The sequence below is a fragment of the Candidatus Nitrosopumilus sp. genome (assembly GCF_965262695.1).
Classification (GTDB): Archaea; Thermoproteota; Nitrososphaeria; order Nitrososphaerales; family Nitrosopumilaceae; genus Nitrosopumilus.
In genome coordinates, this window is the sequence record NZ_OZ253550.1 from 315,207 (window position 1) to 336,539 (window position 21,333).

Here is a 21,333-nt window from a genome sequence, read left to right on the forward strand (position 1 = left end):
CATGATTTCATTACTGAAAATTTGAATATTCTTTTTATTCCTAATATCCTTTCAAAAATTCATGTCTGATGATTCTTTATCTTCAAAATGTGAACTTTTACTCAAAGAACCTGAAATCCGTTTTGCAGGATTTTTAGATATGATGGGGAATCTGGTTGTAGGTTCATTTCGTGATGATGTTACACCTCTAAAGAATGAAGATGAACGCAAAAAAATGTTCATTGAAGCTGTACTGCGAATCAGAACCCGACAAGATTTCAACGATAATTTGGGCCCTGTGAGTTATGCTGCTGCAAGAAGAAAAAACGTTGTTACATTTACTTTTCCATTAGATGATAAGGTTCTCTTTGTATCTGCAGAACCTACTGTGGACATTGACAAAACAGCATACAAAATAATGGATATTTGTTCTATTGAAAATAACTAGTAGCCTCTAGCAAAAATTGGAATTGATTTGCTTTGTTCACCACAATACATGCATTTTAAATCCGTATTCTCGCTACCAAATGGAATTACTCGTATATCTGCACCCGTTTCTTCTTTTATCTTCTCTTCACATTCCAATTTGCCACACCAAGGTGCATTGAAGAATCCCCCTTCCTCAATCTGTGATTTGAATTCTCCATAATCTGAAATATCTTTTGTATTTTCTTTTGACTGTACTCTTGCATTTTCAAGCATGTTCTTTTGTATTTCATCTAGAATTGAAACAATTTTTTCTATCTCATTAAATTGCAAATTTATTTTTTCACGATTGTATCTTTTTGCAACAACAATACTTTGCTTTTCAATATCTTTTGGTCCAATTTCTATACGTATTGGGACTCCTTTCATCTCCCAGTCATTGAATTTGTATCCTGGCGAAAGTCCTTCTCTTTCATCTACTTGAACTCTGATATCTTTTGATTCTAATTCTTCTTGAATCTCTTTTACTTTTGGTAATACCTTGTCTTTTCCCTCATCGTTTCTGTAAATTGGAACAATTACTACTTGGGTTGGTGCAACTTTAGGTGGCAAAACAAGACCTTGATCATCCCCATGTGCCATTATCATTGCACCAATCAATCTCCATGAAACTCCCCATGATGTTTGCCATGCAAAATGTTCTACGTTATCTTTATCCGCAAATTTTACTTCAAATGGTTTTGAAAAATTTTGTCCTAAGAAATGTGAAGTGCCCATTTGTAGTGCTTTTCCATCTGGCATAATTGATTCCATTGTGGTAGTATACACTGCACCAACAAATTTTTCTTTTTCACTTTTTTTTCCGGTTGTAACTGGGATTGCTAATTCTTCTTCAACCGTGTTTTTGTAAATATCTAAAATTTTCATTACTTCTTTTTCTGCCTCTTCTTGTGTTATGTGTACTGTGTGTCCTTCTTGCCACAAAAATTCTGATGTTCTTAGAAATGGTTTTGTTGCTTTGATCTCTGCACGTAATGCAGTATTCCAAAAATTAATTTTTAAAGGTAAATCTCTCCAACTTTGAATCCATTTTGAATACAGCGTATATGCTAGTGTTTCAGATGTTGGTCTTAATGCTAATCTGTCGCCAACCTCATTTGTTCCTGAATGTGTTACCCAAAATACTTCGGGATTAAATCCTGCAAAATGTTTTTGTTCTTTTCCTAGCAATGATTCTGGAATTAATACTGGAAGAAACCCATTTCTAATTCCGTTTTTTGCAAATTTTCTATCAAATGTTGTTTTCAATGATTCCCAAATGGAATTTCCATCTGGTCTGAGCACGATTAATCCTTTTACTGGCGCGTAATCTGCCAATTTGGCTTTTAGTACAACTTGAGTATACCACTCACTAAAGTCATCTTTTTTTGAAACTGTGATCCCTACGTCTTCTTTACTCAAACTAAAATTCCAAGAATAAGTTAACTAATGAGCTTTTCGTGAGAAATTTTTTGATTATAATTTATCGCCTTTACAAAGTACTTGTCCTGTGACTCTACTTTGGAAATTTGGACATACAAAACATTGGATAAAATGTATATCGTCCTTTAAAACTGGGCATTCCACAAACTCTTGTTTCATTCTTTTGAGCATTTTTGGACTGACTCCTTTAAGCTTTAATTTTCCTTTATCATCCATCATTCCTGATGCTTTTAGTTCTGCTTTGACATTGTCAGGTAGTTTTTGTCTTCCTTCTCTTTCTTTGATATCTACTTCGTATTTGTGTTCTAATTCGCCCATAACTATACAATTAACTTCGGTGATTTATTACTAGCGTTTTTTTGGATCTCAAATCAGTTTAAACTTTAATATAATTAGCAAATTTTTGCAAAACAGAAATCAATTGTTAGTAATTTTTGATGTTGAAGGTGTATTGTATGATGAAGAATATCTTCCAATTCTTGCAGAAAAACTCAACAAACAAGATGAGATTTGGGCAATAACCAAACAAGGAATTCAAGGAAAAATCAATTGGGAAGAAGGACTTCGAACAAGAGTTGCTGCACTAAAGGGACTTGATGAAAAAACATGTCAAGAAGTTTCAGATGCACTACCTATCATGACTGGTGCAAAGGAAGCCTGCAGAGCACTAAAAGCTGCTGGTTGGAAGTTAATGGCTGTCTCAGGTGGGTTTACACTGATGATGGGCAGATTAAAAGAAGAATTAGGATTAGATTATGTTTATTCTAATGAATTAATTTTCAAAGACGGAAAACTTGATGGCGTAAAAATCAACGTTGACTCTGATAAATCAAAATCTGCAAGAATCAAAATCGAAGAATGGGGTGAAAAGAAAGAAAATATTGTATGTGTTGTAGATGGGGCAAATGATGTTAAATTGTTTGATATTTGTGGATTGGGAATCGCATATCGTGCACAAGATTTAGTTAAAGACTTGGCAACTACTACTTTGGAAGAAAAAGATCTTTCAAAAATTTTGGATATTATTAACAAACATTACAAATTAGAATTAGAAGCTCCAACTCCTGCATAAACAATTTTTTAGTCCATACTCTGACATATTATAATTGGAAATTATACCTGTTCATATTGAAAAAGAAATTGAACCATCAGATGATCTTTCAGAATTAATCATATCTTCAAATCAAATCCAAGATGGCGACATTTTAGTAATTGCTCAAAAAATAATTTCAAAACAAGAAGGACGCTTAATTGATTTGTCTACAGTAAAACCTTCATTACTTTCTGAAGGTATCAGTTCTCAATATCAAAAGGATCCTAGAATTACTGAATTGATTTTATCTGAATCAAAACGAATCATTCGTATGAAAAATGGAATTTTGATTGTTGAAACAAATAATGGAACAATTTGTGCTAATGCTGGTATTGATGAAAGTAATGTAAAAGAAGGCTTTGCAACACTATTGCCATTGAATTCAGACACTTCTGCCAACAATATACGTAAAAAAATTTTTGAACACACAAAAAAAGATGTTGCTGTAATAATATCTGATACCTTTGGTCGTCCGTTTAGGATGGGACAAACTAATTGCGCTATAGGTATTTCGGGATTAACTCCTATAATTGATTATGAGGGTACTCAAGATACGTTTGGAAAAACTCTGAGAGTTACCGCAATTGCAATTGCTGATGAACTTTCAGCAGCGTCTGAATTAGTGATGGGTAAAACATTGAAGACTCCTGTAACAATAATTCGAAATTATTCGTTTCAAAAAGGTGAACATGAAATTAATGAATTAATTCGCCCTGAAGATGAAGATCTTTTTCGATAGCATTTCATTCTAATTCCATAAGATTATTACCTAAAGATGAAAAATTTCATTTGAAAATGCCAATAAATGCTGAATTACATTGCCATAATTCTTTTTCAAATTTTCATGTTGGTGACGATGAACCTCCTTACGATTGTGATGTCTCTATACGAGATCAACTTGAGCGATCATATAGTTTAGGATTGGATGCAATTTTTGTTACCAATCACAATACTTTGGATGGATACCATCAATTGTTAGAATACAAAAATGATCATTCAAAATTCAAAAACATTGATGTTTTTCCTGCCGAAGAAATTACCACTGATACAGGTGCCCATGTTCTGGCTTATGGAATTCATGATGTGATCTCTCCTGGTCTCTCACTTGAGGAAGTTATTGACGAAGTTAGAAAACAAGGAGGTGTTTCATCTGCTCCTCACCCATTTAGTTTGCTTGATGCATTACGTGATGGTGCCAAAAAATGTGACATGGTGGAGGTCTTTAACAGCAATAATGTTGATATTTTATCTAATGCTCGAGCAACAGAATTTGCTCTAGATAATAATATGATTCAAGTTGCAGGAAGCGATTCACATGTTTTGTCTACTCTTGGGCGATGTGTCAATATGATTGATTCTGAAAATAACTTGGATGATATTTTATCTGCTATGAAACATGGAAGAATAGAAATTTCTCAAACAGGCTATGCTCATCAAGCTGAAACACTTGATCATCTACGATACAAAATTAACAATTCAAAAGAATATCTGATAGATTATATTTCAGAACATTATCCAAATGCAAAATGGCTTTTGACATTGTTATTGAGAATCTACGATTCAAATCAAAATAGTCACATGTGGGCACTTTTTTACAAAATTGCAATTTACTTGATGAAGAGGATTTCTCAAAAAATCAATTTCCAGAATCAAGATCCAAGTTTTATGAAAGATAGAAATCTTGCAACTATGTTCAAAATGGCGTTATGAGCAATAATTAATCTGAAAAACTCAAATAGATTTTAATATGACAAAACGCCCTTTTTCAATCAGTAAATGTCCGAATCAACAGAAAAAAAATTAGATGCTACTGGATTATTTTGTCCAGAACCTGTATTTAGAACCAAAATTGAAATCGAAAGAATGCAAGTAGGTGAAACATTAACAGTTTCTGCCGATGATCCTGCAGCTGAAGATGACATATCTAGATGGGTAACAAGACAAGGTCATGAATTACTAGATATGTCTAAAGACGGAGATGTAATTACATTTCAAATTAAAAAGGTGAAATAACCAAAATTATGACTACTGTAACTGACACAGATGTTTTGAATCGTGTAGGTAACACTCCTCTTGTAAAGTTAGATTCTCTTTCACATGATAATGCAGATTATTTTGCAAAATTAGAAGGTCATAATCCATTTGGTTCTGTAAAAGACCGAGCTGCATACTGGATGATAAAAGATGGAGAAGAAAAAGGAATTTTAACAAAAGGCAAGAGCATTATCATTGAACCAACCTCTGGAAATACTGGAATTGCTTTAACTGGAATTGCAAATTTGTTGGGATACAAAGTTGAGATAGTTATTCCTGAAAAGGCAAGTAATGAAACTAAAGATATTATCCGAAATTTAGGTGCCAAAGTCTTCGAAACAAGTGATGATCTGTGTCCAAAAGTTGGTGCAGGAACTGATCAAAGTATTGCACTTGCAACCTCTATTGCATCTTCAAGACCTGACACGTATTATTCTCCTAATCAATATGCTAATGAGGCAAATTTCAAGGGTCACTATATTGGAACAGGACCTGAAATTTGGCGACAAACTGAGGGTAAAGTAACTCATTTCTTTACTGGTGTGGGCACTGGTGGAACTATTACTGGCATCGGTGCATTCCTAAAAGAAAAAAACCCTGATGTGAAAATCATTGGATGCCAACCCCAACAAAATCACCTAATTCAAGGATGGAGAAACTTTGAAGAATCTGCAAAACCTGATTTGTTTTTGAAACGAGAAAATGTTGTTGATGATTGGGTTTCTGTTGATAATGAAGAAGCATTTTCTGTTGTAAAAGAAGTTTTTGAAAAAGATCAACTATTGATTAGTCCTTCATCTGCTGCAGTTTATGCTTGTATGAAAAAATATCCTATTGAAGGAGATGCATGTGTGGTTGGAATTTTTGCTGATGATGGTAGAAAATTCAAGAGTGTCTATGCAAAACAAAATGTAATGTCTGAAGAAAATTTCGAAAATTGCCTTAAAGATGCAAAACACATGTCTGAATTGGCATACTAATTCTCCAAAATACCTTTCAAATGTTTTTCATAAAAATCCCTAAAGTGTGAATTCATGTCTCTTTCATGATGTAGACATTTGTTACTTTCTTCTGTAATGTTATTTTTGATTTCTCTACTCCATTGACTTTGTTGTTTGTCTTTGGAATTGATAATTGATGGGTTTTCTTTGATTTTCTCCATTATTTCTATTAATGATGTTGATAATTGTCGAAATTTACTAATCTGCAACAAGAATCTTTCTGATTCTTCTTTGTCTGCAATTTTGATTAAAGAAAATACTTGATTGTAATATTCTAAAGCTTTTTTGTTATATTTTTCAAAATTCTCAATTCTTTTTTGCCAATATTCTTTTGATGTTTTTTCTTCTACTTTGTAACTAAATTGAATTTTACTTAATTCCATGCCTAATATTGCCAGTTTATCACTATACTCTTTCATGTTTTTTTGATTATTTTCTGCCTCATCACTCATGAAAATTAATGAATTTTATTCCAATAAAGAGTTTAGATTTCTGATTTTTTCCAAGATTCCAATGACTCTTTTGAATGCTCTAATAGGCATTTTTCGCAAAATGAGTCCCATTCCCCAATTCCATTTTTTTTAAAATAATCTAATGACCATTTGTATGGTGGTTCCTCTCTGTACTGAAATTGTTGAATTGTATAGATTTCTTTTTCAAAAAATTTGTTTAAGCATTTTTTGCATTGTGCATTTTTCATTCTTGCTTATCTGCACTTTCTGTTAGATATTTGTCTACATCAATTGCTGCCATACAACCATAACCTGCCGCTGTAATTGCCTGTCTATAATTTCTATCATGTACGTCCCCTGCTGCAAAAACTCCTTCAACGTTAGTGTATGTTTTATTTTTTAGTACAACATATCCTTCATCATCTAAATCAATTTGATTTTTGAATAATTTTGTATTTGGTTCGTGTCCAATTGCAACAAAAAGACCTCCTACGTCTAATGTTGATTCTTCATTTGTTTTGATGTTTTTCAAAACTGCTTGCTGCATTTTTTGATCTCCTTTAATATCAATTACAGCTGAATCCCAATGGAATTTTATTTTTTCATTGCTTAGTGCTCTTTCTTGCATTACTTTGCTTGCACGTAATTCATTTCTTCTGTGAACCAAGTGAACCGTAGTTGCAAATTTTGTAAGAAAAGTTGCTTCTTCAATGGCAGAGTCTCCTCCTCCAACTACTACTAATTCTTGATTTCTAAAGAATGGCCCATCACATGTTGCACAATATGAAACGCCTTTTCCTCCAAAAGTCTCTTCCCCTTCTAATCCTAATTTTCGGGGATTTGCACCTGTTGCAATAATGATTGCACGTCCTTCGTATTCTTCTGATGCTGTTAGTACTTTGAGTGGTTTTCTTCTAAAATCTACATCCACAGCCTCATCATCTACAATAGTTGTTCCCATTCTTTGGCATTGTTTTCTCATCTCTATCATTAAATCTGGACCCATGATTCCATTTTCAAATCCTGGATAGTTTTCAACTTCTGTTGTATTGACTAGTTGACCTCCAGGTAGGATTCCTGATAAAATTAAGGTGTCATATCCTGCTCTGGAACAATAAATTCCAGCTGTGTATCCAGATGGACCTGCACCAATAATCACAACATCAAATTTTGTTTTTTTCTTGTCTGGAATCTTTGGACCTTCGTCTTTTGATTCTAGAACTGTTGCTCCATCATCTGCTGCCATCATGATAGTTCATCTTTTAATTTCAATAATTTAAGTGAATATCCTTTTTTGATTAGTCGTCTTTCATTCTCATAAGAATTTGATCACATATTTTGCGCATTTGGGAATCAGATCCTACACTGGAAATTCTAACAATATCTGATGTTGTTATTACTCCTATAACTCGTTCTTCTTCTATAACTGGAAGTTTGTGAATTAGTTTTTCTTTCATGATTTCTGAGGCCTCCCAAATTGTTTCCTCAGGATCTATTGTTATTAGAGGAGATGACATTACTTCGGAAATTTCAGTAAATAGAGGTCTTCCTTCTGCTGCCACTTTTGTTACAAAATCTCTTTCAGTAACAATGCCAATTGGTTTGGATTCTTCAGTAACAATAACACATCCTACATTCAGTCGATTCATCTCTTGTGCCGCGTCTTGTAATGATGTAGACTTTTCTGTTGTTAGTACATTTTTACTCATAACTTGATTGACAAATGTGTTGTCCATGTTTTTCTGACTCTTTTCAATTATATCATTTAAAATCTAAATTATCATATTTGAAAATCAATTAAGATAATTACTAAAGCCTTTTAATGTTCAAATATTTTATTTTAAATTATGGCCATTAAAACTAAGAAAATTTTGGTACCTCTTGATGGTTCAAAGAACTCCATCCGTGGGTTGGATATGGCTATTCATATAGCAAGACAATCTCAGGGTGTAGTTGTCGGCCTAACAGTGAAATCCGTGCCTGGAATTTATGCTATTCACCCTTTGGGATTTTTGGATTTTAATTCTTCAAAAGAAATGAAAAAGACCCTTGATGATGCAAAACTACGAGCTGCAAAAAAAGGAATCAAGTTAGTTACTAAAGCTTTGTCTGGTGATCCTGGTTATGATATTGCACGATTTGCAAATAATAAAAAAAATGGAATTGATTTAGTTGTAATAGGAGCTCGTGGAAGAAGTTCTGCTAAAGAATTATTCTTAGGTAGCGTTTCAAATTATGTCTTGCACAAGTCCAAAAAACCAGTACTTGTTGTAAAATGACTAACAATTTTAAAACAATTCTTGTTCCACTTGATGGTTCAAAATACTCTAAAAAAGCATTACAACGTGCAAGTGAAATTACTCATGCATTTGACTCTAAGATAATTTTGGTTTATGTTATAGAAAAATCCTCAATTAATTTACTAGATCGTAAAGAATATCTCAAAATGCTTCGAAAATTTGGAAAAAAAACCCTTGATGATGGAAACAAAACACTTCGAAAAAAAGGAATTTCTGCAAAATCTTTACTCAAAGAAGGAAATATTATTTCTGAAATTGAAAAAATTGTAAAATCTGAAAAATGTGATTTGATAATTGTTGGAAATAAGGGTCTCGGTGCAGTAACAAGATTTTTGCTAGGTAGCGTTTCAAATAAACTTGCTCAGCATGCAAAATGTTCTTTGTTAATTGTCAAATAGATTAACTAGCAAGAACACCGACAATATCTGATTTTGTTATAATTCCAACTAACTTTGAATTTTTTACAACTGGTAACCCACTAACATCGTGTTTGATCATAAGTGTTATTGCTGCTCTAATTTCTTTATCTGCTTCAACTGTGATTGGTTTTGAAGCCATGATGTCTGTAGCGTGAAATGGGAAAAGATAACTCATTTGATTTGCATGGCCTTCTTCTAATCCTTTTTTGAATTTGTATTCTTGTACTTCTTTTGGATCTGCTGATTCTGCTATCCATTGAGGTATCTTTGCAGGCACAAAATCTCTGAATGTTATGATTCCAACCGGTTTTTGATTTCTTTTAATCACCACTCTGGATATTCCATATTTTAACAACAAACTTTCAATATGTAATATCGGATCACTTGGAGATGCAGTAACTAGATTCTTTTTCATCACTTGAGATACTTTGAGTGATTCAGAACCTTTTGTTAAGAATATTTTGACTAGATCTGTTTTGGTAACAATACCTCCAAGTGTTTTATCATCATTTAAAATAATCACAACACTAATTCTGTGCTTTTTCATCATTCTTGCACATTCTTTGACAGTGTTTTCTCTAGTTAATGTGAACAGTTTTTTTGGTTTGAAACTTTTAGCTATAACTGATTTGATCGGTTTGTTTCCCAATTCATAAATCTTCTTTGCAATATCTTTTTCAGTAATTATTGCAATTGGATTTTTTTTATCTATGACTACTACTCTTTTTACTTTATTTTTCAGCAATGATTCTCTTACTTTTACAAGTGTTGAATTTGGTCCTACTGTAATGGGCTTTGTTAGAAGTTTTGTTAATTTGGAATTTTTTAAATTCACATTACTATGTTTGTAATGTTGATTAAAAATATGTCCTTGCCAATATCACCGATGAAAATCACAGTTAATAATTACTAATAGAGTTTTTAATCATAATTTCAAAATATCCCTTATGAGTGAAAAAGTTCCATTATACATAATCGGATTATCCAAAGAAGTTTCTGCTAATGAAATCATATATTCAAAGTTTGAAGCAGCACTAGAAAAAGTTCAGGCTGTACTGCCTGATATTATTGAGGCTAAAATTGATGTAAAATCTCAAAATCCAGAGGGCTCTAGAACTCATTATGATGTCACTGCAACAATAAAAACATCTAAAAATCAACTAATCTATACTGAGTCTGATTGGGACATTCTAAAAATATGTGATCAATTAATTAAAAAATTAGAAAGAGAGATGCCTAAACATGATGATAAACGTCAAAGAGATAGTATTCGTAAGAGGGGCATTTAGATAATATGTTTGAAAATATTCTGATTCCCTTTGATTTGTCTGCTCAATCTACTAGAGCCTTCAAAGTCGCAGTTGATCTTGCAAAAAAATATGATTCAAAGCTTACACTGTTGACTTGCCTTGAAGGTGATGCTTGGCACCACAAATACTATGACTCTAGAGCTGATTCAGAATTAATTAAAAAACAAAAAAAAGTTTCTGAAAAATATCTTGAAAAACTAGAATCTATCGCTGAAAAAAACAACGTTTCTGTAAAATCACAAATCATAAAATCAAAATCTGTTGTAAATGATATAGTGATTTTCGCAAAGTCTAGAAAATATGATCTTATTGTAATTGGTTCTCATGGCAGAACAGGATTAGATAAGGTTCTTTTGGGAAGTATTGCAAATGGTGTATCTCAAAAAGCCAAATGTCCAGTTCTTATAGTCAAATAATTACGTGATATTATTGATTTCTATAGTGGGAAGTGGAAGAGTCGGTACATCAATTGCTTTTCTTTGCACATCTAATGCCCTAGATGACGTTTTACTTGTCAATACCAATAAGAAAAAAGCTATAGGTGAAGCTCTAGATGTTGCAAATGCAATCCCTGCCACCTCTAAATTTTCTATTCGTGGAACTGATGATTATTCTGAATTAGTTGGTTCTGATATTGTTGTTATTACTGCAAGTGTTGGTGTTTACACTAAGGATAGATCTGAAAATATAGATTTACAAGTTGAAATGATAAAAGGTATTGCAGAAAAAATAAAACAATATTGTCCTTCTGCAATAGTTTTGATAGTTTCAAATCCTCTTGATGTAATGACTTATTTTTTTCAAAAACAAAGTGGTTTTTCTAGATTCAAAGTAATTGGAATTGCCTCTAGTCTTGATACCAGTAGATTCCGTTATTATATTTCTGAAACACTATCTGTCCCACAATCTTCAATTTCTAATGCGATTGTTTTAGGGGAACATGGCGATTCCATGGTTCCTGTTTTTTCAGGTGTTACTGTTGGTGGCAATCCATTATTTTCTATGATTGATAGTAGAGATGTCATTACTGAAAACGTTCGGAATTATTGGAAACTTTTGAGAAATTATAAGAGCAGATCTCAATTTGGTATTGCCAAAAATACGTTTGATGTCATTGATGCTATTAGAACTAAAAAAGAAATCACCGTTCCTGCTTCTATTGTTCTTGATGGTGAATATGGCGAACATGATGTTGCAATGGGTGTGTCTGTAAAAATTAATCAAAATGGAGTGTCTGAAATACAAAAAATAAAACTTGATGATACTGAATCATCTTCTCTCAAAAAATCATCTGAAAAAATTCGCAATGACATAAAATCTGTTCATGACTGATTGATTATTTTTCTAAAACTTTCTTCATGTTTACTACAGAATTTCTTATTTTTTAATTGTGAATACAATAATTCTTTTTGCCAATGTGCATTATACAGCCTACATTCTTTGTTTTCACAGAATGCCTCCCCTGTTTCATAGTACATGATAGCTTGTAGGATGTAGCCTTCTAAAACCTCTGACAATCTTGGATCATTGTATTCTAAAAATTCTCCTTTGTATTTTTTGTTTATCTCATCAGTTTTTTCTTTTGAAAAGTCTGTCATTAACTCTAGATAGTATTCTTTAGGTTTTGCAGGAGCTTCTATAATTCCTGTAGTTGAAATTATTGAAGGATTTGTTCCAATCAATGCTCTTGCATGATATCTAAAATCACTTTCATCAAACGTACATGTCAGTTTATTTGTTAATATTATGTGCAGTACATTTTGGTTTTGCTCATCTGTTGGAATGAATTTTGATATTGTTTTTTGCAACTCAAATCCATCATAAAGAACCTTTTCTTCATTTTGTGAGTTATCCGTATTTTTTCTTTCAATTTGTATTTCTAATTCTGTTGGTATGTGTTTTGAAAATGGTTTTTTTAATTCAAAAATTCTCGTACTGGCAACTTTTTGAAATATTTCATCATTTACATTTTCAAAAAAACTCCTTCTTACTTCTACATCTGTATGAAATGTATCTTTGAGAAATTTTTCTATTCTATTTATCTGAATTTCAGGAACTGTCGGTTCATCATAAATGATAATTTTACTTATTTTCAATAAGAAAACAAAAGTTCTGATTGCTTATCTTTCTAACTCTTTTATTTTCTCAGCTGCAATTTCTGCTGCTCTTTTTCCAGAGTATAACATTGAACCAAATGTAGGTCCCATTCTTGCTAATCCATGAGTTTCTGTAACTGACATTCCTGCTGCAATCAGTCCTGGATATATTTCGCCTGTTTTGTGAACAACATGCTCTTCACCATCGTTAACAAACATTGGTTCCATGCCTTTCCATTCAGCTAATCCTCTGTCAACTAGTCTTTTTACTGCAACAGAATCATGACCTGATGCATCAATAATCACTTTGGCTTCAAATGCAACTGGATCAACACATGTAATGTTACGCGGTAATGCTGAAACTGGCATCCAGTTTACAACAATTCCTGCAACTCTTCCATTCTTTAGAACTAAATCATCAAATTTTGTCAATTGTAAGAATTTTACTCCTGCATCACATGCACCTGCAATTAATTTTGATACTGCATGTGGTCCAGGTGTCAAATACAATCCATCTTTTACTTTTTTGTATGGAACACCTAATTCATCCCAAATTTTTTGTGCTGGTTCTCTAACTGTAACTGGATTCATCATGTAACCTCCTAACCAATATCCTCCACCAAGGTAGTTGTTTTGTTCAATAACTAGAACTTTGAAACCTAGGTTTGAAAGTTCTCTACTTGCGGTTAGTCCTGCTGGACCTGCACCGATAATGATTACATCTGACTCTGCTCTGTCAATTAGAACTTCGTGAAACTCATTTGCAATGGCTTGTGTGATTTCAACTTCACGTACGTCAGTAAATATTTTTGATGATTGTTCTGCTACAGTTGCTTCTTGCATGAAAAATTTCTTATCTAGAACCCATTAATACTTTGCCACCTCTCAAAAGTTAGGAGATACTAATTATTCCACATTTGTAAAATGATTTTTCCCTAAATTATAGGAAATATTACGTCAGCCTTGAAAGTTTGAGTCCTAAAACCTCCATTTCTCAAAAATTTATATCACAACAAAAAGAAATTTCATTATATTGACAGTATCTGATCTTAAACAATCTGCATCTGATTCTCCTAAACATAAAATCAATTGGGCAAGAATTGAAGAGGCTGATAATTTTGCAAAAACTGTAAAATTATTCCGTCAGGGAAAATACGACGAAGATAGTTTCAGACGATTCAGACTTCAACATGGTGCATATGGTACTAGAATGACTAATGATTATGCCATGGTTAGAATTAAACTTCCTGCAGGTGAAATTTACCCTCATCAAATTGAAAAATTATCTCAACTAAGTGAACAATATTCTATTGGAAGTGCACATATTACAACTAGAGAAAGCGTTCAATTACACTGGGTAATTCTTGAAGATGTATCTGAAATTCTTCGTGGTCTTGCTGATGTGGGAATGACATCAAGAGAAGCATGTGGAAATAGTGTAAGAAATGTAATGTGTAGTCCAATGACTGGTGTTTGTCCTAATGAAGAATTTGATTCAACTCCATATGCACGTGCTACTGCAAAATTCTTTTTGAGAAATCCTATGAGTCAAAACCTCCCTCGTAAATTCAAATTCACTTTTACATGTTGTGAGAAACATGGAATGGTAAGAATTGTTGATGTTGGATTAATCCCCCAGATAAGAGAAGTAGATGGAACTACTCAAAGAGGATTCAAAATATTCCTTGGTGGCGGATTGGGCAATAGATCATTTGTTGGACATCAATTAGAAGACTTTACTCCTGAAGAAGATTTACTTTACACTTCAATTGCTGTGGTGAAAATTTTTGATAGATTAGGAGATAGAAAAAATCTTGCAAGAAATAGAATGCGCTATCTTGTAAATGACATGGGTTGGGAAAAATTCCAAAATCTTGTACTAAAAGAAAGAGCTGTAGTAAGAGCTACTCAATCTGTAATTACACAACTTGATGTTGATCACACTCCTGATGAAATCAAACACCCAATCAGAGTAAGTGATGAAAGTGGAAGTGGAACCCCTGATGGTTATGCCCGATGGCTAAAAACTAACACTGAAACACAAAAACAATCTGATTACAGAACTGTCTATATCACTCTTGAAGCAGGTGATATCACTTCAAGTCAATTACTTGCATTAGCAGACATTATTCGTGACTTTTCTGCAGAAGGAAAGGCCCGTGCTGGCTTTGTACAAAATATTGCATTACGTTATGTTCATGAAGATGATTTGCCACGTTTGTATTCTAAACTACTTGAAATTGGTCTGGCAAAATCTGGTGCCCTTACCATGACTGCTCCTATTGGATGTTCTGGTACAACTTCATGTAATTTGGCATTAACAAATTCCCATAGACTAGCTAAAGAAATCCAAAGAAAATTTTTGGAACTAAAACTTGATGAAGATGATGATTTACGTGATGCATCTATCAAAATTAGTGGATGTCCAAACTCTTGTGGTCAACATGGAATTGCCACAATTGGATTCTTTGGAGGGGGAGCACGTGTTGGAAAAGACATGTATGCAAATTATCAGATGTTGTTAGGTGGACGTTCTGATGGTGATGCGATGTTGGGACAAATATGTCATAGAGTTCCTGCAAAAAGAGTAATTCCTGTAATTTTGAAAATCATAGAACTGTTTAAAGAACACAAGAAACCTGATGATACTCTAAAATCCTGGATTCACAGAGTTGCAACAAACACTGAGGATTCTGAAATTAAAACTCTTAATGATATTAGAAAAGCAATTGATCCATTAACAATTCCTCCAACAAAGGAAGATGATCCTGATTTCTATCTTGATTATGGCAGTGATACTAGTTACCATACTAAAACTGGAAAAGGTGAGTGTGCTGCTTGACCGAATCTGGTGCCATCACAACTGATGTAGACTCTTTACGTTCCGAAATTAGAGACAAAAGTGTTAGGGTAATTGATGTCCGAAGAGAAGATGATTACAAAAAAGATCACATCTCTACTGCTGTAAACTTGCCTTTGGCAAATCTTTTGTCCGATGATAGTCCTGAACGGGTTGTAAAATTAGTAAATTCAATGGGTATTGATGATGAGACACGTGTTGTAGTTTATGATGATACATTTGGAGCATTAGCATCAAGAGTTGCATGGACATTGGAATATCTTGGACATTCAGATGTCAGCCTACTTGAAACTACTTACAGTAATTGGAAATCTCTTGGCTTGGAAAGTGATTCTCAAACCCCTGAAGTACAAAGTAAAGAACACTCTATGAAGTTACAATCTGATATCTTAGCCACTTCTGATTATCTAGAATCTGCAAAAGAACGTGATGATGTAATTTTAATTGATAATAGGGAGAGATTGAACTTTCTTGAACAACACATTCCTGGTGCAATTAGTCTTCCATACAGAACACTTGCATCAAATGACAAAATTTTACGTCCAAAAGAGGACATGAAACGCTTACTTGATAATCGTGGTGTTACTGGAGATACTGAAATTATCACTTACTGTGGAAGTGTGGGTACTCTTTCTGGATTGGCATATTATGCATTAAAAACTGCAGGGCTACCAAACGCAAAACTCTATGTTCGTTCTTTTAAAGAATGGAAAAATCTTCAAAAACCTACTGCAAAACAAGAAGATGCAAACTATTGGGATCTTTCTGCTGAATAATTAAGAAATTTCGTTTCTAAGTTTCTTGGTAATTGTTACTTCTACGTTATCAAACAATATCATCATCTTTTCTTTATTTTCTGCAATGTAATCATCACCTCTATCTTTTAATCTGATTTTCCATAATCTAATTTCTCTGTGTTCATCAAAGAAGTTTTCAATCATTTGTTCTCCAGATTTTTTAGGATCAATAAATTCATCAAATATTTCAATTGCTTTTTCTGAATTCTCTTCTTCAATAGCTTCTTTTGCAATTTGAATTGCTTGACTTAACTCTTTTAGATTCTTTACTGGTTTTGGTAATTTCTTTCTTGTAATTCCAAACAATCCTTTCTTTTCTTTACCCATTTTTTCTGCTACATTTGGTGCAAGATCATATACTGGAATTCTACTTAAACCGTCCCTCTTTTCATTTTGAACAATCAATCCTTTTTCTAATAATTTTCTTAATGCATCTTCTGCATCTTTTTTATCTAGAAATGTTGTCCAAACAATTGAACCAATTGTATGGTATCCTTGTCTAACGGATTCTAAAACTACAACTTCTTGAATTCTTTTGAATCCTTCTTCAACTCTAACATTAACAAAATCTTTATCCCTAATTGACTTTCTAGCATTTTTCACATCAATTTCAATTGAACGTTTCAATGATTCTAATGATTCTGGAACTTGATTTAGTAATGACAAGAAACATGCTTTGTTATACCAAGCCATTCCGTATGTTGGATCTGTTTCAATTGCTTTTTCAACTGAGTCTAATGCTTTTGAATAATTTTTTTGTTCATAATGGACCAATCCTTTAAGATTCCAAGCTTCAGGATTTGTTACATCGATATCTAAAACTCTATCATAAACTCTCAAAGCTTCGTGATGATCATCAATGTGAAATCTTGCATATCCTAATTTCAATAATGTTTCAACATTATCTGGGTCAATTCTTAGAGCTTGTTCAAATACTGTGATGGCTTCTTCTAGTTTTTCATCTGCCATCAGATTGACTCCCTGCTTAAACAGTTTCTTACGATTATAGTCGATATCGACTAATGCTGTCTCTTCAGCCTTTTTTTCTATTTTAGGCTCTTCTTTTTTTTCCTCTGATTTTTTCCCGAAAGGTTTCTTCACTAGCTCAAAATGCACTTTTATCTAGATAAATACTATCCCTCGCGAGCCTAGAAATTGTTTGATTTAGAATCTAATCATGCGATCTAAATACAGAAATACTTGAAGTATAAACAATCGATTGTGTCATCTCAATCTAGATTAGAAATCCGAGGTCAGGCGCCATTTAAGCAATCAGGCGTATATGAGGCTCAAATTGCAATTGTTGGAAGCAGACCTTCTGATGAACAAATTAAATCAAAACAATTTACATCTCTTTGGCGTGGAAATTTCCATCTTAGAGTTAAAGATGGAATTTTTTCTGAAACAATTGGTTCTCCTGAAAACCCAATTCCTTCATCTGTATTAGAATTAGAAACAATTTGGATTGTTGTAACTGATCTTTTCTCATCACTACATTCTGTATTTGATGTTCCATTATCAAAACCTAAACCTCAATCAACTACACCTTCTACTGAAACTAAAACTGAAACTAAATCAAGTTCTGAACCTCCAAAACAAAAACGTTCTACTAAATCAAGTCCTAGTGTTCCTACTATTCAAGGAACTCCAGGTACCAAAGGTGCTCCTGGTCCACAAGGATCTCCTGGTGACAAAGGTCCGCAAGGTCCTCCTGGACAAGTAGGTCCAGCAGGAGAAAAAGGTCCTGATGGTCCACAAGGATCTCCTGGTGACAAAGGTCCTACTGGTGACAAAGGTCCAGCAGGTGACAAAGGAATTGCTGGTGACAAAGGACTAACTGGAGATAAAGGAATTACTGGTGACAAAGGTGACAAAGGTGACAAAGGAATTCCTGGTCCCGTTGGTGACAAAGGTGACAAAGGTGCAACAGGTCCAATTGGTGACAAAGGTCCTACTGGATTAAAAGGTCCTGGAGGCGAAAAAGGAGAAAAAGGTCCAACAGGTCCTCCCGGCGATAAAGGCTTAACTGGATTAAGAGGTCCCCCTGGAGAAAAAGGTGACAAAGGTCCCGCAGGTTCTCCCGGCGATAAAGGCTTAACTGGTCCCGTTGGAACTCCTGGAGAAAAAGGTCCAACAGGACAAGCAGGTGTTCAAGGTGAAAAAGGAATTCAAGGTGGCCCAGGTCCAATTGGAGAAAAAGGTCCAATCGGTTCCGCAGGAGAAAAAGGTCCAATCGGTCCGCCCGGTCCTAATGGCGATAAAGGCTTAACTGGTCCACAAGGTTCTCCTGGTGACAAAGGTCCAATCGGTCCACCTGGTCCAATCGGTGACAAAGGTCCAAAAGGTACTGAAGGTCCAATTGGAGAAAAAGGTCCGCAAGGTCCGCAAGGTCCCGCTGGCGCTAAAGGTCTAACAGGTGTTCCTGGTCCTCAAGGAGAAAAAGGTGACAAAGGTCCACCTGGTCCTCTCGGTGACAAAGGTCTAACAGGTCCTACAGGTCCTCCCGGAGAAATAGGTCCAATCGGTCCGCAAGGTTCACAAGGAGAACGTGGTCCAACTGGTCTAGCTGGAGAAAAAGGTCCGCAAGGTCCACAAGGAATTCAAGGTCCACAAGGAGAACGTGGTCCAACAGGTCCAATCGGTTCTATTGGTGAAGCAGGTCCTCGTGGTGAACAAGGTCCAATCGGTCCACCAGGTCCAAGAGGTCCACCAGGTCCTCCCGGAGAAAAAGGCCCTGCAGGTGGAATGTCTTCTGAACAAAAAGCATTGTTCAAAGATTTATTGGAAATCTTAACAGAGAAAAATGTCATTAGTACTGAAGAACAAATTAAACTAATGAGTTATCTTTATTGATTTTTTAAAAATAATTTTATTTTTTGTAAATTGTTTCTGTAATTGAAAATCTTTTTTTTGAATAGTTTTCACTAACTGTTCTTAGAAAAATGGAAAACAATTCGCCTTTGTGACGATTGTTAATTTGTTGACGAGTTTATCTTCGTCTTTTTGCTGCTGCTTTTCTCTTTGGAGCTGCTTTTCTCTTTGGAGCTGCTTTTCTCTTTGGAGCTGCCTTTCTTTTTGCGGCTTTTCTCTTTGGAGCTGCTTTTCTCTTTGGAGCTGCTTTTTTAGCTGCAGTCTTTCTTTTAGCTGCCTTTCTCTTTGGAGCTGCTTTTCTCTTTGGAGCTGCCTTTCTTTTTGCGGCTTTTCTCTTTGGAGCTGCTTTTCTCTTTGGAGCTGCTTTTTTAGCTGCAGTCTTTCTTTTAGCTGCCTTTCTCTTTGGAGCTGCTTTTCTCTTTGGAGCTGCCTTTCTTTTAGCTGCCTTTCTCTTTGGAGCTGCTTTTCTCTTTGGAGCGGCTTTTCGTTTAGCTGCCATGTTTTGATCGACATTTTCATTGTTTTTCAGTGGTTAAACTAAAGAAATTTACACAATTTGATTACAATTTGTCAAGTAATTTTTTTGAAAAAAATTATTTTTGATCGTAAATTTTTCAATAAACCCCTTCAGCTGATGGTCTTCTACCTTGTAACCAACTTGTTTTTCCACAAATTGTACATTTGTATTTCCTTCTACGCTTGTAAGTTGCCATTTCTGGTAAAAAAATTAACTCTTGTTTTGTTTTTGTCATACAAAACTTACACCAACGATGTTCAAATTCTTGATCCATGTTCAACTTTTTTTTAATTATGTTCCGCGCTTTTTGATTATTGTTAACACATCTTCATCTTGTAAAATATGACTTAATCCTACTCTTTGTCCTCCAAACTTTACACTTTTTCCCCACACCAATCCGTATCTGAACTCTCTTTTCATTCTTCGATGTAACTTGTTACAAATATCTTCAACACTGTCTCCTTCTCTTGCAATTAATGGTTCTTTGAAATCCGTTTCACCACCTTTTGGACGCATGTATATTCTAATGAATTTTAATTTCTCGTAAATTTTTTCTTGCAATAATTCTATATTGATATCTGAATTTGCTGATACTTCAATTACATCTGATTTGATTTTTGTTTTCAAATCTTTCAAAAACTTTTCATCAACTAAATCAATTTTGTTTAAAACTGTAAGTGCTTTTGAATAACTAATGTTCCCTGCAATGTGATCTGATATCTGCTCTGATGTTATGTCTTCTCTAACAACAACACGTGCACTAACAATTCCGTAAAGATGTAAAATATCTTTCAAATGTTTTTCTGTAATTTTTGTAAGTTTGACTTGTTGGGCAATTGCAATTCCTCCCATTGATGCTTTTTCAATTGTTATGTTTGGAGGTAGTTGGTTTAGTCTAATTCCAATATTCCCTAATTCATTAACTAACACATCTTCGTGATATGGCTGAAATACGTCTAAAACCAATAGCACAAGATCTGCTGTTCTTGCCACTGATAGAATTCTCTTTCCTAATCCTTTACCTGTAGATGCACCTTTGATAATCCCTGGCAAATCCAACACCTGGATTTTTGCCCCTCGATATTCCATCATTCCTGGAACTACTGTCAATGTTGTAAATTGGAAAGCTCCTACTGCTGATTTTGCTCCCGTTAATTTGTTTAGTAATGTGGATTTTCCAACACTTGGCAATCCAATAAACACAACTGTTGCATCTCCTGTTCTTCTAACATCGAACCCATCTTGTTTCATTCCAGATTTTTTTACAGCGTTATCTTCTTGCTCTCTTTTGAGTTTTGCAATCTTTGCTTTTAGTAATCCAAGATGATGTTCTGTTGCTTTGTTGATTTGTGTTCTTGCCATTTCATCTTGAATGGCTTTAATTTTTTCAGGAATTCCCATTACTATTCACTATCTGCCATTTTCTTTTCAAATAAAACCGTATTATTATTTTTAATTTTCTTTATTCTGCTTATTGGTATGGTTTGCAGGTTATCTGATTGAACCAAAAACTCTGGCAAACTAGTTTCAACTATTCTTTCAAAATTCCTGTAGAAAATTTTGTATGAATGAGATTCATCTTCAAATTTTGCTTTACTAAAAATCTCTTCAATAATTCCTTTTTTTGCCATATTTTGAGTAAAATCATTGCATTAATGAACAATACGTATTTCTTTTTTGTTTCATACGCAGCAAA

The 21,333-nt window shown here is 34.0% G+C and carries 27 protein-coding genes; 14 read left to right on the plus strand and 13 right to left on the minus strand.

Annotated elements, in window-relative coordinates; genetic code table 11:
- Positions 1–61 precede the first annotated feature (61 nt).
- Positions 62–427, plus strand: a complete 366-nt coding sequence (locus tag ACQY2P_RS01895) for a DUF6659 family protein (protein WP_428326728.1) — start codon at positions 62–64, stop codon at positions 425–427.
- Here the strand turns inward: ACQY2P_RS01895 and proS are convergent.
- On the minus strand, positions 424–1,866 hold the full coding sequence (gene proS / locus ACQY2P_RS01900; protein ID WP_428326729.1) for a proline--tRNA ligase: 1,443 nt from the start codon (positions 1,864–1,866) through the stop codon (positions 424–426). The two genes, ACQY2P_RS01895 and proS, sit on opposite strands and share 4 nt — an antisense overlap.
- Positions 1,867–1,920: 54 nt before the next feature.
- Positions 1,921–2,205 carry a hypothetical protein gene (locus ACQY2P_RS01905; RefSeq protein ID WP_428326730.1) on the minus strand — a complete coding sequence of 95 codons (285 nt, stop codon included), beginning with the start codon at positions 2,203–2,205 and terminating at the stop codon, positions 1,921–1,923.
- 103 nt (positions 2,206–2,308) lie between these two features.
- On the opposite strand from ACQY2P_RS01905, the gene serB reads away from it, so the two are divergent.
- The 5 genes from serB to ACQY2P_RS01930 all read left to right on the plus strand — a co-directional run bounded on the left by serB (position 2,309) and on the right by ACQY2P_RS01930 (position 5,994).
- On the plus strand, positions 2,309–2,959 hold the full coding sequence (serB, locus tag ACQY2P_RS01910) for a phosphoserine phosphatase SerB (RefSeq protein ID WP_428327256.1): 651 nt from the start codon (positions 2,309–2,311) through the stop codon (positions 2,957–2,959).
- A gap of 34 nt (positions 2,960–2,993) precedes the next feature.
- Entirely contained in the window at positions 2,994–3,719 is a 726-nt protein-coding gene (cofE, locus tag ACQY2P_RS01915) for a coenzyme F420-0:L-glutamate ligase (protein WP_428326731.1), read from the plus strand.
- A gap of 56 nt (positions 3,720–3,775) precedes the next feature.
- A complete protein-coding gene (locus ACQY2P_RS01920) occupies positions 3,776–4,690 on the plus strand; it encodes a PHP-associated domain-containing protein (protein ID WP_428326732.1) in 915 nt (304 codons plus the stop codon).
- 66 nt (positions 4,691–4,756) lie between these two features.
- Entirely contained in the window at positions 4,757–4,993 is a 237-nt protein-coding gene (locus tag ACQY2P_RS01925) for a sulfurtransferase TusA family protein (RefSeq protein WP_048068830.1), read from the plus strand.
- An 8-nt stretch (positions 4,994–5,001) separates the two neighbouring features.
- Positions 5,002–5,994 (plus strand): cysteine synthase family protein, encoded by a 993-nt coding sequence (locus ACQY2P_RS01930; RefSeq protein ID WP_428326733.1) that lies wholly within the window; start codon positions 5,002–5,004, stop codon positions 5,992–5,994.
- Here ACQY2P_RS01930 and ACQY2P_RS01935 read toward each other — a convergent pair.
- The 3 genes from ACQY2P_RS01935 to ACQY2P_RS01945 all read right to left on the minus strand — a co-directional run bounded on the left by ACQY2P_RS01935 (position 5,991) and on the right by ACQY2P_RS01945 (position 8,203).
- A complete protein-coding gene (locus ACQY2P_RS01935; protein ID WP_428326734.1) occupies positions 5,991–6,467 on the minus strand; it encodes a hypothetical protein in 477 nt (158 codons plus the stop codon). The two genes, ACQY2P_RS01930 and ACQY2P_RS01935, sit on opposite strands and share 4 nt — an antisense overlap.
- A 244-nt stretch (positions 6,468–6,711) precedes the next feature.
- Complete coding sequence (trxB, locus tag ACQY2P_RS01940) at positions 6,712–7,716, minus strand: thioredoxin-disulfide reductase (protein ID WP_428326735.1); 1,005 nt, start codon at positions 7,714–7,716, stop codon at positions 6,712–6,714.
- Between the two features lie 49 nt (positions 7,717–7,765).
- A complete protein-coding gene (locus ACQY2P_RS01945; RefSeq protein ID WP_428326736.1) occupies positions 7,766–8,203 on the minus strand; it encodes a CBS domain-containing protein in 438 nt (145 codons plus the stop codon).
- A 111-nt stretch (positions 8,204–8,314) separates the two neighbouring features.
- Between ACQY2P_RS01945 and ACQY2P_RS01950 the strand changes: the two genes are divergently transcribed.
- The gene (locus ACQY2P_RS01950; RefSeq protein WP_428326737.1) at positions 8,315–8,746 is read left to right on the plus strand and encodes a universal stress protein; all 432 of its coding nucleotides are present in this window, start codon (positions 8,315–8,317) and stop codon (positions 8,744–8,746) included.
- Positions 8,743–9,165, plus strand: coding sequence for a universal stress protein (locus ACQY2P_RS01955; RefSeq protein ID WP_428326738.1), 423 nt, complete (start codon positions 8,743–8,745; stop codon positions 9,163–9,165). Before ACQY2P_RS01950 ends, ACQY2P_RS01955 begins: the two co-directional genes overlap by 4 nt.
- A gap of 1 nt (position 9,166) precedes the next feature.
- Here the strand turns inward: ACQY2P_RS01955 and ACQY2P_RS01960 are convergent, their stop codons facing one another.
- Entirely contained in the window at positions 9,167–10,021 is an 855-nt protein-coding gene (locus ACQY2P_RS01960; protein WP_428326739.1) for a CBS domain-containing protein, read from the minus strand.
- 112 nt (positions 10,022–10,133) lie between these two features.
- Here ACQY2P_RS01960 and ACQY2P_RS01965 point away from each other — a divergent pair, with 112 nt between their 5' ends.
- Genes ACQY2P_RS01965 through ACQY2P_RS01975 form a run of 3 tightly spaced genes read left to right on the plus strand, consistent with a single transcriptional unit; the run spans position 10,134 to position 11,828 of the window.
- Positions 10,134–10,475, plus strand: a complete 342-nt coding sequence (locus ACQY2P_RS01965; RefSeq protein ID WP_428326740.1) for an HPF/RaiA family ribosome-associated protein — start codon at positions 10,134–10,136, stop codon at positions 10,473–10,475.
- 5 nt (positions 10,476–10,480) lie between these two features.
- A complete protein-coding gene (locus ACQY2P_RS01970; protein WP_428326741.1) occupies positions 10,481–10,912 on the plus strand; it encodes a universal stress protein in 432 nt (143 codons plus the stop codon).
- Positions 10,913–10,925: 13 nt separating this feature from the next.
- A complete protein-coding gene (locus tag ACQY2P_RS01975) occupies positions 10,926–11,828 on the plus strand; it encodes a malate dehydrogenase (protein ID WP_428326742.1) in 903 nt (300 codons plus the stop codon).
- On the opposite strand, the gene ACQY2P_RS01980 is transcribed toward ACQY2P_RS01975, so the two are convergent.
- Complete coding sequence (locus tag ACQY2P_RS01980; protein ID WP_428326743.1) at positions 11,819–12,592, minus strand: DUF6775 family putative metallopeptidase; 774 nt, start codon at positions 12,590–12,592, stop codon at positions 11,819–11,821. The two genes, ACQY2P_RS01975 and ACQY2P_RS01980, sit on opposite strands and share 10 nt — an antisense overlap.
- Positions 12,593–12,616: 24 nt before the next feature.
- Complete coding sequence (locus ACQY2P_RS01985; protein ID WP_428326744.1) at positions 12,617–13,435, minus strand: sulfide-dependent adenosine diphosphate thiazole synthase; 819 nt, start codon at positions 13,433–13,435, stop codon at positions 12,617–12,619.
- 190 nt (positions 13,436–13,625) lie between these two features.
- On the opposite strand from ACQY2P_RS01985, the gene ACQY2P_RS01990 reads away from it, so the two are divergent.
- Both ACQY2P_RS01990 and ACQY2P_RS01995 read left to right on the plus strand, forming a co-directional pair.
- Positions 13,626–15,434 (plus strand): nitrite/sulfite reductase, encoded by a 1,809-nt coding sequence (locus ACQY2P_RS01990; RefSeq protein WP_428326745.1) that lies wholly within the window; start codon positions 13,626–13,628, stop codon positions 15,432–15,434.
- Positions 15,431–16,228: a sulfurtransferase gene (locus ACQY2P_RS01995; RefSeq protein WP_428326746.1), complete on the plus strand. Its 798-nt coding sequence runs from the start codon at positions 15,431–15,433 to the stop codon at positions 16,226–16,228. Before ACQY2P_RS01990 ends, ACQY2P_RS01995 begins: the two co-directional genes overlap by 4 nt.
- On the opposite strand, the gene ACQY2P_RS02000 is transcribed toward ACQY2P_RS01995, so the two are convergent.
- Complete coding sequence (locus ACQY2P_RS02000) at positions 16,229–17,350, minus strand: tetratricopeptide repeat protein (RefSeq protein ID WP_428326747.1); 1,122 nt, start codon at positions 17,348–17,350, stop codon at positions 16,229–16,231.
- 120 nt (positions 17,351–17,470) lie between these two features.
- Between ACQY2P_RS02000 and ACQY2P_RS02005 the strand changes: the two genes are divergently transcribed.
- Positions 17,471–19,102: a collagen-like protein gene (locus tag ACQY2P_RS02005; protein WP_428327257.1), complete on the plus strand. Its 1,632-nt coding sequence runs from the start codon at positions 17,471–17,473 to the stop codon at positions 19,100–19,102.
- A 136-nt stretch (positions 19,103–19,238) separates the two neighbouring features.
- Here the strand turns inward: ACQY2P_RS02005 and ACQY2P_RS02010 are convergent, their stop codons facing one another.
- From ACQY2P_RS02010 to ACQY2P_RS02025, 4 genes are all read right to left on the minus strand, one after another.
- On the minus strand, positions 19,239–19,619 hold the full coding sequence (locus ACQY2P_RS02010) for a hypothetical protein (RefSeq protein ID WP_428326748.1): 381 nt from the start codon (positions 19,617–19,619) through the stop codon (positions 19,239–19,241).
- Between the two features lie 115 nt (positions 19,620–19,734).
- Positions 19,735–19,872, minus strand: coding sequence for a hypothetical protein (locus ACQY2P_RS02015; RefSeq protein WP_187146586.1), 138 nt, complete (start codon positions 19,870–19,872; stop codon positions 19,735–19,737).
- Positions 19,873–19,928: 56 nt separating this feature from the next.
- A complete protein-coding gene (locus tag ACQY2P_RS02020; protein WP_428326749.1) occupies positions 19,929–21,038 on the minus strand; it encodes an OBG GTPase family GTP-binding protein in 1,110 nt (369 codons plus the stop codon).
- 2 nt (positions 21,039–21,040) lie between these two features.
- The gene (locus ACQY2P_RS02025) at positions 21,041–21,268 is read right to left on the minus strand and encodes a DUF504 domain-containing protein (protein ID WP_428326750.1); all 228 of its coding nucleotides are present in this window, start codon (positions 21,266–21,268) and stop codon (positions 21,041–21,043) included.
- Between the last annotated feature and the right edge of the window lie 65 nt (positions 21,269–21,333).

What these genes read in the sequence shown, in the direction of transcription:
- ACQY2P_RS01905 (WP_428326730.1), bottom strand. Translation starts at nt 2,205, where the DNA reads ATGGGCGAATTAGAACACAAATACGAAGTAGATATCAAAGAAAGAGAA.
- ACQY2P_RS01955 (WP_428326738.1), top strand. Translation starts at nt 8,743, where the DNA reads ATGACTAACAATTTTAAAACAATTCTTGTTCCACTTGATGGTTCAAAA.
- ACQY2P_RS02020 (WP_428326749.1), bottom strand. Translation starts at nt 21,038, where the DNA reads ATGGGAATTCCTGAAAAAATTAAAGCCATTCAAGATGAAATGGCAAGA.
- trxB (WP_428326735.1), bottom strand. Translation starts at nt 7,716, where the DNA reads ATGATGGCAGCAGATGATGGAGCAACAGTTCTAGAATCAAAAGACGAA.
- ACQY2P_RS01985 (WP_428326744.1), bottom strand. Translation starts at nt 13,435, where the DNA reads ATGCAAGAAGCAACTGTAGCAGAACAATCATCAAAAATATTTACTGAC.
- ACQY2P_RS02025 (WP_428326750.1), bottom strand. Translation starts at nt 21,268, where the DNA reads ATGGCAAAAAAAGGAATTATTGAAGAGATTTTTAGTAAAGCAAAATTT.
- ACQY2P_RS01950 (WP_428326737.1), top strand. Translation starts at nt 8,315, where the DNA reads ATGGCCATTAAAACTAAGAAAATTTTGGTACCTCTTGATGGTTCAAAG.
- ACQY2P_RS01920 (WP_428326732.1), top strand. Translation starts at nt 3,776, where the DNA reads ATGCCAATAAATGCTGAATTACATTGCCATAATTCTTTTTCAAATTTT.
- ACQY2P_RS01935 (WP_428326734.1), bottom strand. Translation starts at nt 6,467, where the DNA reads ATGAGTGATGAGGCAGAAAATAATCAAAAAAACATGAAAGAGTATAGT.
- ACQY2P_RS01925 (WP_048068830.1), top strand. Translation starts at nt 4,757, where the DNA reads ATGTCCGAATCAACAGAAAAAAAATTAGATGCTACTGGATTATTTTGT.
- ACQY2P_RS01945 (WP_428326736.1), bottom strand. Translation starts at nt 8,203, where the DNA reads ATGGACAACACATTTGTCAATCAAGTTATGAGTAAAAATGTACTAACA.
- ACQY2P_RS02015 (WP_187146586.1), bottom strand. Translation starts at nt 19,872, where the DNA reads ATGACAAAAACAAAACAAGAGTTAATTTTTTTACCAGAAATGGCAACT.
- ACQY2P_RS02010 (WP_428326748.1), bottom strand. Translation starts at nt 19,619, where the DNA reads ATGGCAGCTAAACGAAAAGCCGCTCCAAAGAGAAAAGCAGCTCCAAAG.
- ACQY2P_RS01895 (WP_428326728.1), top strand. Translation starts at nt 62, where the DNA reads ATGTCTGATGATTCTTTATCTTCAAAATGTGAACTTTTACTCAAAGAA.
- ACQY2P_RS01965 (WP_428326740.1), top strand. Translation starts at nt 10,134, where the DNA reads ATGAGTGAAAAAGTTCCATTATACATAATCGGATTATCCAAAGAAGTT.
- ACQY2P_RS01930 (WP_428326733.1), top strand. Translation starts at nt 5,002, where the DNA reads ATGACTACTGTAACTGACACAGATGTTTTGAATCGTGTAGGTAACACT.
- ACQY2P_RS01970 (WP_428326741.1), top strand. Translation starts at nt 10,481, where the DNA reads ATGTTTGAAAATATTCTGATTCCCTTTGATTTGTCTGCTCAATCTACT.